This is a genomic window from Alsobacter sp. SYSU BS001988, from assembly GCF_054796215.1.
The window spans coordinates 1-16,648 of sequence record NZ_JBTAMK010000032.1; the positions used below are offsets into that span (position 1 = coordinate 1).

Consider the following 16,648-nt stretch of genomic DNA (forward strand, 5'->3'; position numbering starts at 1 on the left):
TTCACTACTCTGCTGACGGGATCCTCTACGGCCGTCGTCAGCCCGGCCGTGTCAGGCCCGGCAATTGCTGCTTGATTGTCGCGGCCCCCTACAGGGGGATGTTGTCATGATCGACCTTGCGGCGATCGAAGTCGCGCGCCAGCGCATCGCGCCCTTCATTCGCAAAACGCCCATACTGCCCTTTACGCAGCTGAGCGCGGGTGATCGTGAGGATGTTACGGTTAAACTCAAGCTGGAGCTGTTGCAGGCGGCAGGATCCTTCAAGGCGCGCGGCGCGATGAATCGCCTCCTGACGCTGAGCGACAGCGAACGTGCTCGCGGGATCGTCACCGCGTCGGGCGGCAATCACGGGCTGGCCATCGCGCGCTCGGCCCACGTCCTTGGCGCTAAAGCGAAGATCTACCTGCCGTCCAACGTAGTGGCCGACAAGGTGGTCAAGCTGAAGCAGTGGGGCGCTGAGGTCGATATTGTGGGCGATGTCTGGGATGAGGCGAACGCGGCAGCGTTAGCCTATGCCGAGCGGACCGGCGCGACCTATGCCCACCCGTTCAGTGACCCAGTCGTGGTGGCGGGGCAGGGCACACTGGGCCTCGACATCCTCGATGAGATGCCGGACGTGGACGTCATTCTTGTCGCCATCGGCGGAGGCGGCCTCATCAGCGGCCTCTCCACGGCCGTCAAGGCCAAGCGGCCGCAAACGCGAATAATCGGCATAGAGCCAGTCGGATCGCCTACCCTGCATGCTTGCTTCGAGGCCGGGCGGTTGGTCGCTCTCGATCGGCTGGAGACGCGCGTGGCGACAATGTCCTGCCGGAAAACGGATCAGGCCATCTTCGATATCGCGCGGCAGAACGTGGACGAGATCGTTCTCGTCAGCGATGACGAGATGGAGAGCGCGGCTCGGTCGCTGTGGTTCGAGTTCGGCGTCGCCGCCGATCTTTCAGGCGCAGCATCTGTAGCGGTGCTCCAATCCGGCCGCATGGAATTCGAGCCGAGAGCGCGCATCTGCGCGTTGATCTGCGGCGCGGGCGCGGATGGCCTGAGCTTGGCATAACCCACAGTGATGAAGGGGCTGGCATCGAGCTAACTGGCAAGCGAACGCACTGGCGTGGCCCAAACGTGCCGTCCCGCGGCGCTAGTGCGCTCCGACCGAAAATTTGGGTTGGAATGGAAGTGCTTAAACAGGAACCCAGGACGCCTTCGGAGGGCAACAGGCTGCCCACTCTGGGCATCCCGCAGTAACCGATTGTTCGCTGCCTAAGGGCGGACGTCCCGTAGTCCGCTATGGGTCAAGAGCGGACTACAGTTCCTAGACGGCGCAGGCCAGACTCAACTTTCGGTGGTTGCGCGTCCCCGCAACCAACCCTCCCAAAACTCCCCGACGCCCCCCAGCGCCGGGGAGTTTTTGCGTTCCGGGACAGGGCCTCGCCGCAGGCGGCCAGGGTCGCGGTCCGGTCGCCCTGCAGCACGGCGACGAGCCCGGGCCCGTCGGCGCGCGGCCGCAGCTCGACCTGGTCGATCAGCGAGCGGATGACGTCCATGGCCTCGGCCCGGTCGGGACCGTCGAGAACCGCCTCCAGCGTCTCCACCTTGCGCCGGTCCAACTCGGGCAGGCGAGGGTGGAGCAGGATGTCGAACTGCGCCTCCTGCCCCGGCTCGCCGGCGGCCAGATGCGTCTCCCGCTTAGGCTGGGTGCGGTAGCGTGTGCACCATATTGTAGGGAGGAACGACCGCCTTCCCGAACTGTTTATGTTGCACTGCAACATTTCTCGGATCCCCGGGGCATCGTGTAGGTGAACTCCCGGGATCTCATGACGATCTTCTCCAACGATCACTTTGCCGCCAACCGGCTCATGCCCGAGTTCGTGCGGCGCCGACCCGTTCTTTCGGCTCTCGCCACGGCGGCGGCGGCCCTTGCCGTGGCCGCCCTCGTGAACAATCAGGCGTCGAAGCGGGCGGAGGCGGCCAATCGGCCGACGGGTCGCTTCGTCGAGGTCAATGGCATCCGGCTGCACTACATCGAGCGCGGCACGGGCGAGCCGCTCGTCCTTCTCCACGGCAACGGCAGCATGATCCAGGACTTCGTGTCGAGCGGCTTGGTCGACCTTGCCTCGAAATCGTATCGCACCATCGTCTTCGACCGGCCCGGATATGGGCACAGCGCTCGTTCGCGCGACACCCTATGGACTCCCGCCGCTCAGGCCGACCTGATCCACCGCGCGCTGGGCAAGCTCGGCGTGACGCGTGCCGTAGTGCTTGGGCACTCCTGGGGAGCTTCGGTCGCCGTGGCGCTCGGGTTTCGGCATCCGCAGTTGGTCAAGGCGCTCGTCCTTGCATCGGGCTACTACTACCCGAGCGCGCGCGTCGATGTTGTCGCCCTGTCGGGCCCGGCGGTGCCTTTGGTCGGCGACATCGTGGGCCATACGATCGCGCCACTGATGAGCCGGGTGATGTGGCCGGCAGCAACGCGCAAGCTGTTCGACCCCGCCCCGGTGCCCGAAAAGTTCGAGGACGGCTTCCCGAAGGAGATGACCTTCCGGCCGTCGCAGATTCACGCCAGCGCCGAAGAGACGGCGATGATGATCCCCGACGCCTTCGCCATGCGGGACCATTACGGCGAGTTGAAGATGCCGGTCGCGATCATCGCGGGCGACGGCGACCGCCTGATCGACCTAGAAGACCAGTCCGCTCGTCTCCATGGAGACATACCGCAGAGCACGCTGGATCGCGTCGCAGGCGCTGGCCACATGGTGCATCAGTCGGCCCCGGAACGCGTGCTGGCGGCCATCGACAAGGCGGCGTGATCTGCCACTATCCCGAAACGAAGCTCGTCGCCGCACCCGCCGCGGCCTGAGCATCGGCCGGACGAGAAACCGTCCGGCCATTCGTTCATTGGGCTTTGGCGTTTTTCAGCCTTCAGCACCTTGTCGGCCCTAGCGGCGACCTTCTTCAGGTCGCTTTTACGTGGATATGTCAGACTGCGACTGTGTGCAGACTCAGCGCGCAGTCCTGGAGCGCCCCATAGCCTGCTTGTGCTGCAGCCACTCCAGCACGTTCTCGATTGATGTCCGCTCTGGCTAGCGACGCCGACCTACTCTTACCAGCGATTCTGGCCTAGAATAGACTTTGTCCAGGAGATGCCGAGCTCGCTATCCTTGCGGATCGCATCGGGTCACCCGTGGTTAGCGTACCCGGTTTAGATGACGAATCTGGACCGCTGATCTTCGTTATAACTACTAAGCCGGAAACAACGTAAGTGGAAACGTCACAGGCGCCAGCGACGGTACGAGCGTGTGCGGGCAAGTTAGCTTGTGGCCCCAAACACCGATCCGGAGAAGTCTGATGAGCAGCACTCGTGACAAGGCCGACGGGGTGGCAAGTGAGGCGATCGATAGGGTCAGGGGCGCCGTAAAGGGAGCGGCAAACGGCTTGCCGACGCGCTCAACAAAAAGCTCTGAGTCGGCGATGCGGGCGATGGGCGAGCCGAAAGGCTACGAGTGAACCGCGCCTCTTCACAGATGCGGAGTATCGCTAGGCGGTTGATGGCTGCGGAAACGCCGAAGGACTCATCCGCGAGCGCGGACGATCCCGTCGCATTTCGGGCCCTCGAGAAGCTGGGTCCGCATTTTTCGATGATGATGGGAAGGGGCGGCTTTCATGCGCTGCTGATGCGCGCGTTGGTCCTTGCCGCAGCCGAGGTCCCCTGGTTGACGACGGTGCAGGTCGTAGACGGAGAGTTGGAGGGGCTTGGCGTCGCTCATTCAAAATCCGAAGGGGCCGACTTCTGCAACGGCGAGGTCGTCCTTCTGGCTCAGTTGCTCGGCCTGCTCGCGGCCTTCATCGGCCCAGCTCTGACCTTGCGCCTGCTCAGCCAGATATGGCCGCAGCTTCCCTTCGACGACCCGGATTTCAGCGCTGCGGCGAATGAAGAGAAAGCCGAATAAAATGGCCAATCCAGCCCAACCAAACGTGGGCCTGCCGAAGCCCCCCAAGGTCGCGATTCACAAGATTTCAACGGGGGTACGCGGTCTGGACGAGATCCTGGGAGGGGGCATCCCAGAGTTCTCGTTCAACCTGATCGGCGGCTCGCCCGGATGCGGCAAGACGACGCTGGTGCACCAACTCGCGTTCGCCAATGGAACCGCGGACAGGCCGGTGCTCTATTTTACGGTGCTCGGCGAGCCAGTCATCAAGATGCTGCGCTACCAGCAGCAGTTCTCATTCTACGACGATTCCAAGGTCGGTGGCGCCATCCGGTTCATCAACCTGTCCGAAGCGGCCCTGAAGAACGACCTCAGCCTCGTGCTGGAGGAGATCGAGGCTCAGGTCACAGCGTACAATCCTGGCGTGGTGGTGATCGATTCTTTCCGCAGCCTCGCCCGAAGGGCGATCGGCGACGCGGGCGAGACGGAGGTGCAGGCCTTCGTCCACCATCTGTCCCAGTTCCTGGTGAATTCAGAAGTCACGACACTCCTGGTGGGTGAATACGTCCAGGACGAGATCCGCGACAATCCGCTTTTCACCATGGTCGACAGCATCCTGTGGCTTTCACAGGTGACGGAGCGCAATTCCGTCGTCCGGAAGCTGCAGATCTTAAAACTGCGTGGCCAGGCCTCGGTGCCGGGGCTGCACACCCTCCGGATCACTGACGAAGGGCTCCAGGCCTTCTCGCGCACCCTCGGACTGGAAACCGCCAGGGCGCGACCCCAGCGGCGCACTCGGCTTTCCGTGGGGATTCCTGAGCTCGACAAGATGCTCGGCGGCGGCGTTCTGGAGGGAGACAGCGTTCTGGTGGCGGGACCGTCGGGCACGGGAAAGTCGGCGCTGGCCACCCAGTTCATCGGCGAGGGACTCCGCCGCGGCGAGCCGGGCGTGATGGCGATCTTCGAGGAGCGTCCGGATGGTTACGTCCAACGGGCGGACGCGTTCGGCCTCAAGTTAAAGGCCGCGGTGGAAGCGGGAACCCTCGAGCTTCTTTACCTTCGTCCGCTCGACCTATCGGTCGACGAGACCATGCTGGCGATCCTGGACGCCATCAAGAGGGTGGACGCTAAGCGCGTCGTCATCGATTCGCTCGTGGGCTTCGAGATGGCGCTGGCGCCCAGCTTTCGGGCCGACTTCCGCGAGTCGCTGTACCGCATGATCGGCGCCCTGACCGGCGCCGGCATCACGATTCTCAGCACGGTCGAGGTGGAGGACAACTTCACATCCCTTCAGTTCAGCCATTATGCGGTGTCGTTCCTCACCGACGACATCATTCGGTTGCGCTATGTGGAGATCGACGGCCAGCTGCGGAAGACGATCGTCGTCATCAAGGTGCGCGGGGGCAACCACAGCAAGGACATCCGGGAGTATGTCATCAGTGACCATGGCGTGGTCGTCATCAATCCGCGGACTACGGACTACAGCCAGCTGAGCACTGGGCTCCCGGAACGGACAGGCCCGCGCAGGCCTCAAGAAGACGAAAGCCCACCAGAGCCGAAGGCCCGCGAGTGATGCCGAATACGAAGGTCACGGAACCAGTTTCGACCGCGTTGCTTGCCGATCTTTCTAGCTCCTTCGACCATGCGCCTTGGGCGGTGACCGAGCTCTCCGGCGAGGCGTATATCGTCCGATACGCCAACTTCGCCTTCTGCCAGCTCATCGGCAAGGCCCGGGACGAGGTGATTGGAAGTCCGTTTCACAGACTGTTGTCGCCCGCCGACGAGTGCCTGGCGCTTCTCGATCGCGTCTTTCGAACCGGCGAGGCGGTGAGTCACACGGCGGAAGAACGACAAGGCCCTTGCCCTCTCTTCTTCTCGTACAGTCTGTGGCCGGTCAAAGCCGAAGGCCAAACGGCCGGCGTCATCATCCAGGTGAGCGAAACGGGGCCGCTGCACGAGACAAGGCAGGCGATCAGCCAGGCTCTGCTTCTCGGGGCGCTCCACCAGGATGAACTGATCGAAGCCGCAGATTCGGCGAATGCCCGGCTGCAGGCCGAGGTTCGCGAGCGCAGGCGGCGGGAACACGACGCCAACGTGCTGACGAAGGAGGTTTCGCACCGTGTGAAGAACAATCTGCAGGTCGTCGTGGCGTTGATCGCTCAGGAGATCAAACGGACGCCGGAGCCTTGCGTGCAAGGCTATCGGGCCATGCAGCACCGGATTGTGGCCATCGCCCAGCTGTACGACCTCATGTCACACTCCAGTCGAGGCCAGACCGTCGCCCTTGACGTCTATCTCACGAAAATCGCCGCGACCCTGTCCGCCAGTCTGCTGGGGGATAGGTCTGGCGTGCGGGTGACCGTGGAGGCGGAAGCGCTGACGATTGATTCCGAGCGCGCCGTTCCTTTTGGCCTCGTGGTCAACGAGCTGTGCACCAACGCGATCAAACACGCTTTTCCTAGCGGCGTCGGGCTGGTCACCCTTGCCGTACGACGGATCGGAACTGAGATCGAGCTCAGGGTCACCGACGACGGGATCGGGATGGCGGCTCAGGACCAAGGAAGCACGCCTGGGAAACATGGCTCCGACTATGTGGCGATCTTCGTTCGCCAGCTTTCAGGCGCACTCGTCAGGTCCGCCTCGCCAGGGGCTGGAACGATCGTCTCAATCCGTTTCCCGTCGTCGTCCGAGTCCTCAACGCCCGCCAGAGTTGATGGATAGATGCCATAAGCTGGTGGCCTAGCGGGATGGGACGGGGGCGAGGCCGCGTCAAAGTAGTGCAAGGATGAGCTGGATTCATAGCCCGACCGAAGCGAGCGCCACGGCGGTCGCGCGCGTCACGCCCGCGGGATTCATGCAGCGCAATGCGCAACGATGAGTGGCGTCGCGGGCTGCGAGATCGAAGATATCACTGAGGGGCCGACAAGTTGCAACCAATTCTGTCAAAAGCCGTTTCCAGTATGGTTGGAAAAGCCGCTCAAATCCGCAAGGTGCCTAATTTGCAAGAATCTGATGCGGTCGCCTCCCTCCTCCTTTTTGCCGAAGATGAGCGCCTTATCCTCCATATGCTTGAGGGCGCCCTGCGGGATGCGGGGTTCGACGTTGTTTGCGCCGGTAACGGCAATCGAGCCCTGAAGGAAATCGAGGAAGACGTGAGCCGATTTGTCGGGATCATCACCGACGCACATCTGGGCTCGGGCCCCGACGGTTGGGACATCGCACGCCGCGCCCGCGAACTCGCGCCGACCATTCCTGTCATTTACATAACCGGCGCGGCCGCTGCCGAATGGGCATCTCACGGGGTGCCGAACAGCGTTCTGATCACGAAGCCTTTTGTGCCAGCTCAAGTCATCACCGCGATCGCGGGCCTGCTGAACCAGGGTGACGTTTGCTGAGCCAGGCAGACTCGCCGCGATTCAGGCTCGTTGCGTTCTCCAGCCTCGCTCAAAGCTCTGATGCTGTCGCTGGCGAGTTCCTGCCAGAGCAACCCGCCTTGCTGCTCGACGCCATGGCGTTCGCAGAGGCATCGACTCCAGATCTGGCAAGGCCGGTCAGATCTGGCCCGTCCGCGGCCCTCAGGAGTCGACCCACATGAAGCTCGCTAAAGCCCTGATTTGCCTGACATTGCTTGGATCAACGGCGACTCAGGCCCGCGCAGAGTGCCAGATCGCGGATGCGAAACTAGAGGAAGCAATTCGCAATCGTCCGGAGTTCCAGGGCGCGGCAAACCGGCAGAGCGTGCGCGACCTTCGAAGCTTGCGCGACGCCGCATTCACGCTGTGGTCCTACGGCCGTCAGGATGAATGCGAGCGGCTCGTAGCGACGATCCGGGAGCTTGTGTCGGGGCCGTCGATGGAGACGCTCGGCGGCAATGACGAGGAAGACGCGGAAATGCAGATGGACGCCACGAAGCCGCAAGCCTCTCGCGGCGCCGTGAAGGGGGAGCGCGACCGAAAGGACGCCAAGCCTCTGGTCAACATTGAGGACCTGGCGCCCGGGATGAGAGCTGACGAGATCATCGGCGCCGAGGTGCGTAGTTCAGACGACAAGATCATTGGGGAGGTCAGAAACATCGTGTTCGGCACGAAAGACCGGCGGGACTATGCAATCGTCGCCGCGGGTGGATTCTTCACGCCGGGAAAGGACAGCATCGTCGTCCCAATCCGGGCCCTAAAGGTCTCGCAGGAGCGGGTCAGCTTCTTCCTCCCGATGTCACAGGCGAAGGTGAAGGCGATCCCGTTAATGCCCGACCAGGACTACCGCTGGCTCTCTGACGAGGCTTGGCGCGACCGGAACGACAAGCTGTTCGCTTCCCCCTGAACGAGGGCCGAGCGCGGCAGAGCGCCCATTAGCGCTGGCCGACTACCCCGCCGAGGCCGATGTTTGATATCAAGCACCGGGGAGATGACACAGTGTAAGTAGCTCCCCGTGGCTGAATTCCCTTGTAGCATTAAGCGCCTCGGCAAAGACCGAGAGCAAGCATGATGCCCGCTCACCACCTCACCCCGCGTTGGCGGGGTGTTCTTTGGCTTCGCTTGGTCCGGATTTCCACCACGTCCTGTCAAACCGGACTCGGCCGCCGCTGACCCGGGACGCTGGGTATGAGGCCGTCCAGCGGGCATCCGAGCGGAAATTCTCGAAGCAGACGAGGAGAAAACGCCCTAGGTGAGCGGTGTCAGTTCCACCTGATCACTGATGACGGCCGACCTCGATTGCGAGATCCGATATCCCGCAGCCGCAGCAAGCGGGGCGAACCCCTCCAGCCCCCGTGGGTGGAGCTTCAGTCTGCTCTGGATAGCCTGACTGCGCCTGCGCTGGTCTGAGCTCGTTACCGAGCCGATTACCGCGCTGGCTCCTCGCCCGCCTGCGCGCAGGCTCGACAGATTGCGGATGATCTCGTCGTCGCTCCCGTACTCGAAGAGACCGCCCTCTGACGAGGCCACGACAACTGCGTCCCGGGCCGTAAGCCCGGTCACAAGCGCGTCCAACGGCCCCGTGTCGCTCCAGTCATAGGCGAGCCGGCGAAGGGACACGGTGATTCCGTGAAGCGGCCGCCCCTCGCGTCGAAGCTCATCCAGAGCCGACGCGCCAAACGCCGGACCCTCCTCGTCGAGGTCGAGAACATGGATCTCGACCGGGCCGAGCAACTCTGGCGAGGAAGCAGCCATCATGATCACCGCGTTGATCGCGTCCATCGCCGGGCCGCCAGCGATGTCGATCAGATGCAACGGCCGGCGGGGCGCTGCGCGGAGTTCGCGGGCGGCCGCTCCGGCGATCAGACCGGCCGTCTGCTGCATGCGCAGTCGCAGCAAGGTCGCATATGGCGAGCGGGAGAACCGCTGGTCCACCTCGCCGTCGTAAGGGGGGAGCAGGTTGCCACACCCAAGCTTCATCGCGTACGTCGTGAGCCCGTCCAGGAACGACGACCCGGGTTGAACCATAGCGTGCACGAACCTGGATCGCCGCGCGGCGGAATTGAGCATCCAGCCCATCACGAAGGCCGGGACGAGACGGTGGAGCCGGTCCTGCCGCTCAACCTCGCGCCGCAGCGCCTCCACGCTCGCCTCATCGTCTGGCAGAGCGAACCTGGGGTGCGTGACATCGATGATTGGCATTTTGGCGCCCTGTCGGGTGGGCGCGAGGGCCACGCCAGCCCGCAGCAAGTCGTCGTACGTCCCGCTCATGTCTACGTTTCCTGGCTATCGAAGAACGCCGGCGCCGCGAGGCGGCGCGCGTAGTCGCGCAAGTCTTCCGGCCACATCTCTGAGAGCTGCGCGAAGCGGGTGCAATCGCCTCTGTATAGCGCTCGCGACGTTTCCTCGTAGCATATGCATCGCCAAGCGCCGCAGACATGAGGCGATCAGAAGCCTGCCTGGGCGGGCGGCGGCTTCGCGCTCACAGGCGTTCTTGCGGGCTGCCTCCACCAGCGCGCCGCCTGGTTGCTGGCTCAGCCACTCCCAGTGGCGCGGCAGAAGGGTGACATCGCGGGACTCCACCCCGCCTTGCGGACCTCGGTTCCAGTCTGGTCTTGAGCGCCTGCTTCGGCCCGGGTGGGCGGCCCAGGTCGAGATCCATTTGTGAACCGGTCTTGTCGTCGAACACCCGAACGTCACCACGTCGTTGGCAGATCGCTTTCAGCCGAAACACAGGTCGGCAATGTCGTGCTAGGTTGTTACCAAACTAGGTCTTAGACGGCGCAGGCCAGACTTAACTCTCGGTGGTCCGCAACCACCGAGAGCAGCCTCCCCGGACGCTCCCCAGCGCCGGGGAGTTCTGCGTTCTGGGCCTTGGCCTCGCCGCACGCCGCCAGAATCGCGGCCAGATCGCCCTGCAGCACGGCGGCGAGCCCGGGCCCGTCGGCGCGCGGCCGCAGCTCGACCTGGTCGATCATCGAGCGGATGACATCCATGGCCTCGGCCCGGTCGGGACCGTCGAGAACCGCCTCCAGCGTCTCCACCTTGCGCCGGTACAGCTCGGGCAGGCGAGGGTGGAGCAGGATGTCGAACTGCGCCTCCTACCCCGGCTCGCCGGCGGCCAGATGCGCCTCCCGCTCCGTCCGCAGCGCCGCCATCCTGTCCTTCATCGACGGCTCATACAGCCCGTCCTCGATCGCCCGCAGCATGCCGGCGATGCGGCGGTCGATCTCGGCCAGCGTCTTGGCGCGCTGGCCGGCGCTGGCCAGCCGACGCGTGCGCTCCCTGGTCAGTTCGCCCTGCAGCGCCGTCATGAACGCGGCGACGAGATCGGGCGCCAGCAGGCGCTCCTTGAGGCCGGCCAGGACCCGGCTCTCGATCTCCTGGCGGGTGATGGTGCGGCCATTGTCGCAGGCGCCCTTCTGCCGGCGCGTGGCGCAGCCGTAGCGGTCCTTGCCGATGACCATGTAGCCGCCGCCGCAGCAGCCGCAGCGCAGCAGGCCCGACAGCAGGAAGCGCGCCCGGTGCGTGGCGTTCAGGGCGGCGTCGCTCCCGGGTTGGCCGCCGACGCGGGCGCGCACCTCGCGCTGGCGCTCCTTCGCCTTGAGCCACAGCTCGTCGCTGACGATGCGCAGCTCCGGAACCGGGATGGTCTCCCAGAGGTGGGGCGGGTTCGGCCTCGCCAGCCGGCGGCCGGTGCGCGGGTCCTTCACATAGGAGCAGCGGATCCACTCCAGCACGCCCCGGGCGCTGGTTGCAACCGAATAGAGCTCGCCCGGGTTGCTCATAGTCCGACACAAACCGGATGCATCGCATGCCAGCGGCAATGAAAAAGCCCGCCGGGAGGGGGCCGCTCCCGAGGGGCTGAGGCTCTGCAGAGGGATCCGGATTATCCCGGCGTCTTGCACGCAGCATCCTGAGCCATTGCTCGCCTCCAATCTTCAAGAGAGGCTTCACCAGACGGACGATCTGCCGGTCTACCCCGGATCGCCTATGCGAAGCGCTGGCTACGCCGAGCGCCCATGGGATGCGAGCCGGACTGCCGATCCATCTGTCAGATCAGGATACACCCGATCCGCAAATCCGGCTCTCGGCATGGTGTCTATCTCGGCTGGGCTATCCGACGCTTTCGCGCGACCCTGTGCGCATGCCGGCCAACGTAGCGGAACATCCACCCGTGGGACCGCTCGCACGAGGTCCCGCATGATTGTCAATGCGGTAAGAACAGCGGCACATTGACCTCCTGCTCAGAGGCGGCGGATTTCCATCAATCCCGTGCTTGCTCCTCTGTCCCCTCCGCTAGGATGCGCGCCTCTAGACATAGAGGGCCGCCCCGAAGAGCGGCTTCAAGTCTAGGAGCCAAGCCACGGACACAGCGGCCGGATGTTCCGTTGCGGTCCTGCGTTCGCACGCCGTAGACGACCTTGAAACACATTTCCATTCGGCCGCATCGGATGTGTTCGCTCCATGGCGAACGTGGCCGCTAGTCGTTTTCGATAGACCACGACTTGGGAGGGTTAGCGGTGTATGCTGCTGCTATCACCGCCGCAGCTCTGATACTGGCGCACGATGTCTATGGTGACCTGCGCTGCACGGCTGATCCAGTGACTGGCGACTGTGAGTGGGTCGACTTTCGTCTGCTGACGAACGGGGACGTTGAAATCGTGAGCCATCGCCATCTCGCCTGGATCCATGTTGCGCGCAACGCTCTGGTCTGGCTGCCAATCCCGGGCTGCGATCACCCAGCGCACTGGTGCGGCGTCAGGCGCAAGCCGGTGTATGCCGGTCCGCCAACGGCGGACTACCCTGATCCGCGCTTCCTGACGTTCTGCGCTTTCATTGATTTGGGAGGAACTTGAAAACGCCACACCGTGGGACTCGAGCCATGCTAGCCGAGAGCAGACTTACAGGTCGAACGAAAAGCCTTGCGGCTTAGCCACGCGGGCGATCACGAGTTCGAAAGAATGTTGCGAGGCGGCTGATGGAAGCCGGAAATAGACAAAGCGGCCGAAGACTGGTCGCAATATTGGCAGCAGACGTGGCAGGTTATTCTCGCCTGATGGAAGCCGACGAGGTTGGCGCCATGAGATCGCTAGTCGCGTGTCGGATGATCACGGATAGAAGCATCAACGAACGGGGTGGGCGCATAGCGAATACTGCTGGAGACAGTATACTTGCCGAATTTCCAAGCGTAGTGGACGCGGTGGAGTGCGCAGCAGAAATACAAGAGCGCCTAAACAAGGAATACCGTACAATCGCGCTCAGGCTTCGGATGGGTGTTCATTTGGGAGATGTCCTTGTTCGCGGAGGCGACCTGTTTGGTGAGAATGTGAATATTGCGGCGCGGCTGCAGGGACTGGCGCAGCCCGGCGGCATCTGCTTATCCGGAGCGGCATTTGATCATTCTCGGAAAGCCGTGACACATGCCTTCACGGATATGGGATTGCAGCAGGTCAAGAACTTGAACGAGCCAATTCAAGCCTATGCCCTATTGCCGGCGGGGGCAGTTCCAGGGCGGTCCGGCCCCCTTCCTCTCCCGGAAAAGCCATCGATCGCCATCCTGCCTTTTGAAGTTTTGGGGCCGAGCGGTCATGACGATTACCTTGCGGATGGAATCATGGATGATCTCACCTCCGCATTGTCCCGCGTACGTTCCTTCTTTGTCATCGCTCGTAGTTCAATGATCGACTACAGGCGCCTGTCGGTCAGCATCGGTGATGTCAGTCGAGAGTTGGGTGTCCGCTACGTGCTGCGAGGGAGTATCAGACGGTCCCGAGAAAAACTGCGAATCACGGCACAGTTGATGGACGCAGTTACTGGCGCAACGCTTTGGTCTGAACGGTACGATGGCGTCGTGGAGGATGTATTTGATCTTCAGGACACGATCGCATCCAACGTTGTTGGAGCTATCGAGCCGTCCATTCGCATCGCAGAGATCGAACGAGCACGTCGAAAAAGGCCGGATAGCCTCGATGCGTATGACTTGGTAATGCGCGCCCTCCCGCAGGTCTGGTCCCTAGATAAACTGTCAAATTTGACCGGCGGAATCCTGCTTGAGAGCGCACTGAAGCTCGATCAAAACTACCCGCTCGCTTTAGCGCTATCCTCGTGGTGCGCGGCGCAGCGTGTAGTTTACAATTGGTCAAGTGATCCTGCCAGTGACAGGCTCCAAGCAATGTCGCAAGCCCAAGCGGCCGCTGCGGTGGCCGCCGACGACCCTTTTGTTTTGACGGTACTCAGCGCTGCTTACTCCATCACACGCGAACGCCAGACAGCGCTCTTCATCATCGAGAGAGCTCTTTTCCTCGACCCGAATTCGGCCCTGGCGTGGAGCCGCAGTGGCTGGCTGCGGAACTTCTCCGACGACCCCGAGACGGCAATCTCACATTTCGAAAATGCACTCCGGCTTAGCCCATTCGATCCGCTAGTGTTCAGTTTTTATGCAGGAATCGGCATTGCTCATTTTGTGGCGGGCCGATATGGGATCTCGACAAAGTGGTTAGAGAAAGCAAGTCTAACTAACCCAAAGGCGATCTGGCTGTATCGAAATCTTGCGGCTGCTTACGCGCTTGACGGACGAATGACAGAGGCCAGGGCGTCGGTTCAGAAGCTTCAGCAAAGCTACCCAGGTCTCACCATCAGTGACATTCGTGCGGTTCAGCCTCTGAGCGAACGGGTGCTCGATATCGCATGTGCAGGCTTGAGGCAGGCCGGACTTCCTGACTAGACGTATTCTCGGATACAACCGATGATCGTTTCTCAAAGGTGCCTATAGGCCTGGGCTGGCCGGTAATTTGAAACATCTGCCGCCATGGCGTTGCCGCACAATAAACCCTGGTGCGCGCCCACGACTGGCAGGCCGGCTTGGCGCCGGCGAATTTGCTACTTTGCCGGCGAGGAGCGGGCGAAGACGGTGAGGTCCATCCACAATCGGGCCTTTCAGGGCCGGTTCGCGCCGGAGCTGATGGGCTAATTGGGCCTGCCGCCGGGATCCCTGTTGCTCTTATGGCGGCTGATCCCACCCCCAGCCTGTAGCGCTCCTCAGGACACTGGCCAGCATGGGCCACCCTGCCCGAAGTGAACCGATTGGGCTGGCTCAATGTGGTCCACAGCGGAACCGTGTACTTCTGTCTCTCAGGTCGCGCCGTCGGCGCGGTGCTCCATGGCTTCGACCGGAGAGGCACGCCTTGCGCACACTGGAGCATAAGGCCTTTCTGACGTTGATCGCGCTCGTATCGGCCGCGTTCGCCTGGATCCTGTGGCCATTTTTCGGCGCGCTCTTCTGGGCGGCCGTGATCGCGATCGTTTTTCACCCGCTGAATGCACGGCTAGCCGGCCCGTCGCCGCGGCGCCCGACCTTCGCCGCGCTGACGACGGTGGCGATCATCGTGCTGATCGTCGTGCTGCCCGTTCTGCTCGTAGCCGCGGCCCTGGCGAAGGAAGCGTCCGATCTCTATGGCCGGATGCAGTCCGGGGAGATCGACGCGGTGAGGATCTTCCAGCCGGTGTTCGACGAGCTGCCGTCTTGGATGACCGGCATCCTCGACCGCTTCGGACTCACCGATCTCGGCGCCGTGCGGACCAGGATCGCGGCTGCGCTGACCAGCGGTGTCCAGGCGATCGCGACCGGGGCGTTCGCCGTGAGCCAGAGCACGTTCGGTTTCGTCGTCGGCCTCGGCGTGATGCTCTACCTGCTCTTCTTCCTGCTGCGCGACGGGGAGGCGCTGGCCGGACGGCTGAGGGCGGCACTCCCGCTTCGCGCCGAACAGCGGGACGCGCTATTCGGGCAGTTCACCGTGGTGATCCGGGCGACGGTCAAGGGCGATATCCTCGTCGCAATCCTGCAGGGCGTGCTGGGCGGCCTTGTCTTCTGGTTCCTGGGTGTTCATGCGGCACTGCTCTGGGCGGTGCTGATGGCGTTCCTCTCGCTTCTACCCGCCATCGGGGCAGCGCTCGTCTGGCTTCCCGTCGCGGTCTATTTCCTCACCACGGGATCGATCTGGCAGGGAATTTTCCTGCTTCTCTACGGGATTTTCGTCATCGGCCTAGTCGACAATCTACTCCGCCCGTTTCTGGTCGGACAAGCGACCAAGATGCCGGACTACGTCGTCCTTATCTCGACATTGGGCGGCATCGAGACGTTCGGCCTGCATGGCTTCATCGTCGGGCCGGTGATCGCCGCGATGTTTCTTGCCGTCTGGGACATCTACTCCGCATCGCAAGACCGATAGGTGCGCCATCGACCGGGCAAGCCCCCCTGTCTTGCCAACAGAAAAAGATAAGGAAGCCTGGCGGTCGGCGCTGCCGCGGTCTCAAACTCTTCCAGCGAGGGGCGCCGGCGTGGTGTTAGGCTGATCTTCCTCAATGCGCATTTTAGAAAACAGCGCACCGTATGGTCTGCTGGAATGCAATGCAGTCAGGAGGATCGGTGATGAAGAGGCTTCTACTCGTCGTCGGGCTGTCTGGTCCGGCTGCGGCCTGCGTGCCGGTTGACCATGGCTATTATGGCGCTCCCGGCGCCGTCGTGATCTCGACCTCCAGCGGCTATAGCTATGGGTACCCCTATGGGAACCGGTACGGAACCTACCGTCGTCCCATCTACTATGGCCGATCCGGCTACGGCGGGGCGTGGTACGGGCCCCAGTATGGCATTGGCCATGGCCAGCCGGGCTTTGGCTACCCCTATGGCCACCGTGGCGGCTCTTACGGCCGCCAACTCGACAGCGGTCACACAGGTTTCGGTCCACGGCGTGGGTTCCGCTACCACCGGCCCTACTACGTACATGGCTAATATCGAGGTTGAAACATCACTCGAACAACGCTGATATTTGGATAAACGTATAAATAACCAGTACAAGATCAGGATAACTCGTCATGAGCACGCTCCTAATCATTATAATTATTCTTGTTATATTCGGAGGTGGCGGCGGTTACTATGCTCACAGAAATTACGGTGGTGCCGGTCTCGGTGGGGTGATTGGATTTATCCTGCTGATCCTGGTGGTGCTCTGGTTAGCGGGGATCCTGACCGGAACACGTGTCGGTCCTCTCTGAACCGCTCTGCGTCCCGGCATCTCCCTTCGGTCGGCCTCATCGAGGAGCGCATCGACGTCGCCGTGCTCGTGGGCCGGGAGCTGACGAGCGACGCCTCGCTCACGAGCTGACAACAGTACCTAGACGGCGCATTTCAGGCTCAACCTTCGGTGGTTGCGCGTCCCCGCAACCAACCCTTCCCAAAACTCCCCGACGCCCCCCAGCGTCGGGGAGTTTTGCGTTCCGGGACAGGAATCGCGATACGCGGCCAGGGTCGCG

Annotated in this window: 17 protein-coding genes and 1 pseudogene; 12 read left to right on the top strand and 6 right to left on the bottom strand. The window is 62.8% G+C overall.

Features of this window, described 5'->3' with window-relative positions:
* The first annotated feature begins 106 nt into the window (after positions 1-106).
* Positions 107-1,054, top strand: a complete 948-nt coding sequence (locus ACYVO7_RS25250; protein WP_460452524.1) for a threonine ammonia-lyase — start codon at positions 107-109, stop codon at positions 1,052-1,054.
* 235 nt (positions 1,055-1,289) lie between these two features.
* Here the strand turns inward: ACYVO7_RS25250 and ACYVO7_RS25255 are convergent, their stop codons facing one another.
* A complete protein-coding gene (locus tag ACYVO7_RS25255) occupies positions 1,290-1,766 on the bottom strand; it encodes a hypothetical protein (RefSeq protein ID WP_460452525.1) in 477 nt (158 codons plus the stop codon).
* A 45-nt stretch (positions 1,767-1,811) separates the two neighbouring features.
* On the opposite strand from ACYVO7_RS25255, the gene ACYVO7_RS25260 reads away from it, so the two are divergent.
* The 7 genes from ACYVO7_RS25260 to ACYVO7_RS25290 all read left to right on the top strand — a co-directional run bounded on the left by ACYVO7_RS25260 (position 1,812) and on the right by ACYVO7_RS25290 (position 8,243).
* A complete protein-coding gene (locus ACYVO7_RS25260; RefSeq protein ID WP_460452526.1) occupies positions 1,812-2,804 on the top strand; it encodes an alpha/beta fold hydrolase in 993 nt (330 codons plus the stop codon).
* 538 nt (positions 2,805-3,342) lie between these two features.
* Positions 3,343-3,501, top strand: coding sequence for a hypothetical protein (locus ACYVO7_RS25265; RefSeq protein WP_460452527.1), 159 nt, complete (start codon positions 3,343-3,345; stop codon positions 3,499-3,501).
* A gap of 41 nt (positions 3,502-3,542) precedes the next feature.
* On the top strand, positions 3,543-3,944 hold the full coding sequence (locus ACYVO7_RS25270) for a hypothetical protein (RefSeq protein WP_460452528.1): 402 nt from the start codon (positions 3,543-3,545) through the stop codon (positions 3,942-3,944).
* A 1-nt stretch (position 3,945) separates the two neighbouring features.
* Positions 3,946-5,496, top strand: coding sequence for an ATPase domain-containing protein (locus ACYVO7_RS25275; protein WP_460452529.1), 1,551 nt, complete (start codon positions 3,946-3,948; stop codon positions 5,494-5,496).
* A complete protein-coding gene (locus ACYVO7_RS25280; RefSeq protein ID WP_460452530.1) occupies positions 5,496-6,644 on the top strand; it encodes a PAS domain-containing sensor histidine kinase in 1,149 nt (382 codons plus the stop codon). The genes ACYVO7_RS25275 and ACYVO7_RS25280 overlap by 1 nt, the downstream gene beginning before the upstream one ends.
* 206 nt (positions 6,645-6,850) lie before the next feature.
* Positions 6,851-7,318: a response regulator gene (locus ACYVO7_RS25285; protein ID WP_460452531.1), complete on the top strand. Its 468-nt coding sequence runs from the start codon at positions 6,851-6,853 to the stop codon at positions 7,316-7,318.
* Between the two features lie 196 nt (positions 7,319-7,514).
* On the top strand, positions 7,515-8,243 hold the full coding sequence (locus tag ACYVO7_RS25290; RefSeq protein WP_460452532.1) for a PRC-barrel domain-containing protein: 729 nt from the start codon (positions 7,515-7,517) through the stop codon (positions 8,241-8,243).
* Between the two features lie 341 nt (positions 8,244-8,584).
* Here the strand turns inward: ACYVO7_RS25290 and ACYVO7_RS25295 are convergent, their stop codons facing one another.
* The 5 genes and pseudogenes from ACYVO7_RS25295 to ACYVO7_RS25315 all read right to left on the bottom strand — a co-directional run bounded on the left by ACYVO7_RS25295 (position 8,585) and on the right by ACYVO7_RS25315 (position 11,124).
* Complete coding sequence (locus ACYVO7_RS25295; RefSeq protein ID WP_460452533.1) at positions 8,585-9,607, bottom strand: hypothetical protein; 1,023 nt, start codon at positions 9,605-9,607, stop codon at positions 8,585-8,587.
* A 2-nt stretch (positions 9,608-9,609) separates the two neighbouring features.
* Positions 9,610-9,753, bottom strand: a complete 144-nt coding sequence (locus ACYVO7_RS25300; RefSeq protein ID WP_460452540.1) for a DUF2239 family protein — start codon at positions 9,751-9,753, stop codon at positions 9,610-9,612.
* A gap of 64 nt (positions 9,754-9,817) precedes the next feature.
* A pseudogene (locus ACYVO7_RS25305) lies at positions 9,818-10,039 on the bottom strand (DUF2239 family protein); the annotation flags it as partial.
* Between the two features lie 71 nt (positions 10,040-10,110).
* Complete coding sequence (locus tag ACYVO7_RS25310) at positions 10,111-10,380, bottom strand: hypothetical protein (RefSeq protein ID WP_460452534.1); 270 nt, start codon at positions 10,378-10,380, stop codon at positions 10,111-10,113.
* A 57-nt stretch (positions 10,381-10,437) separates the two neighbouring features.
* On the bottom strand, positions 10,438-11,124 hold the full coding sequence (locus tag ACYVO7_RS25315) for a recombinase zinc ribbon domain-containing protein (protein ID WP_460452535.1): 687 nt from the start codon (positions 11,122-11,124) through the stop codon (positions 10,438-10,440).
* Between the two features lie 735 nt (positions 11,125-11,859).
* On the opposite strand from ACYVO7_RS25315, the gene ACYVO7_RS25320 reads away from it, so the two are divergent.
* The 4 genes from ACYVO7_RS25320 (at position 11,860) to ACYVO7_RS25335 (ending at position 16,390) form a co-directional block, all read left to right on the top strand.
* Positions 11,860-12,195 carry a hypothetical protein gene (locus ACYVO7_RS25320; RefSeq protein ID WP_460452536.1) on the top strand — a complete coding sequence of 112 codons (336 nt, stop codon included), beginning with the start codon at positions 11,860-11,862 and terminating at the stop codon, positions 12,193-12,195.
* 122 nt (positions 12,196-12,317) lie between these two features.
* Entirely contained in the window at positions 12,318-14,063 is a 1,746-nt protein-coding gene (locus ACYVO7_RS25325; RefSeq protein ID WP_460452537.1) for an adenylate/guanylate cyclase domain-containing protein, read from the top strand.
* Between the two features lie 460 nt (positions 14,064-14,523).
* Positions 14,524-15,567: an AI-2E family transporter gene (locus ACYVO7_RS25330; protein WP_460452538.1), complete on the top strand. Its 1,044-nt coding sequence runs from the start codon at positions 14,524-14,526 to the stop codon at positions 15,565-15,567.
* 643 nt (positions 15,568-16,210) lie between these two features.
* Entirely contained in the window at positions 16,211-16,390 is a 180-nt protein-coding gene (locus ACYVO7_RS25335) for a DUF3309 family protein (RefSeq protein ID WP_460452539.1), read from the top strand.
* The last annotated feature ends 258 nt before the right edge of the window (positions 16,391-16,648 follow it).